General features: G+C 37.8%; 1 protein-coding gene. It reads right to left on the bottom strand.

Features of this window, described 5'->3' with window-relative positions:
* Positions 1-147 precede the first annotated feature (147 nt).
* Positions 148-597: a cyanase gene (gene cynS / locus GBI16_RS18280; RefSeq protein ID WP_000628076.1), complete on the bottom strand. Its 450-nt coding sequence runs from the start codon at positions 595-597 to the stop codon at positions 148-150.
* Between the last annotated feature and the right edge of the window lie 88 nt (positions 598-685).

The following is a 685-nucleotide window of genomic DNA, read 5'->3' as shown; positions in this document are numbered from 1 at the left end:
ATAACTGTCACTATATTGATGTCGGTTCCTCTTATACCCAGAAGCTGTGTATAGTCAAAATTAAATAAGGATAAAGACGGTGATATAAAAGATCTCCTTACGAAGAAATGAAAAGCCATCAATATGATGGCTTTATCAAACGATTAATTAATAGGTTTTATAAGGTAAAAACTTGCCAGACAATACGACATTTACCCGGTCACCGTTCGGGTTTTCCTCACGCTGAATATCCATGCTGAAGTCGATTGCGCTCATAATGCCATCACCGAATTCTTCATGGATCAGCTCTTTAATAGTCGAACCATATACATTTACAACTTCATACCAGCGGTAAATTAAAGGGTCCGTAGGCACACTGGTCGGTAAAGAGCCTTTGTAAGGTACAATTTGCAGCCATGCTACTGCCTCATCACTAAGGTCAAAAATCTGACCAATTTTCTCTGCCTGCTGTTTATTAAATGCCATTTGTCCCAGGCAGGCAGCCGTTACCCATTCTTTAGAAAGACCAATTTCTTTGGCGACATCTGCCCATTTAATTGACTTTAAAACTTTCGCTGAAATGATCATGTCAGTTACTTGTTGACGATGGGTAATCATAAAAATCTCCAGATTATTTTTGAAATACATTTATGTGAATTTTCATTAATGCAGTTCTCATGCCAACTAGAGGACGAAATTAGCTTTA

It is taken from the genome of Acinetobacter sp. TUM15064, from assembly GCF_008980265.1.
Lineage (GTDB): Bacteria > Pseudomonadota > Gammaproteobacteria > Pseudomonadales > Moraxellaceae > Acinetobacter.
This window is presented reverse-complemented; position numbering and strand designations above follow the sequence as displayed.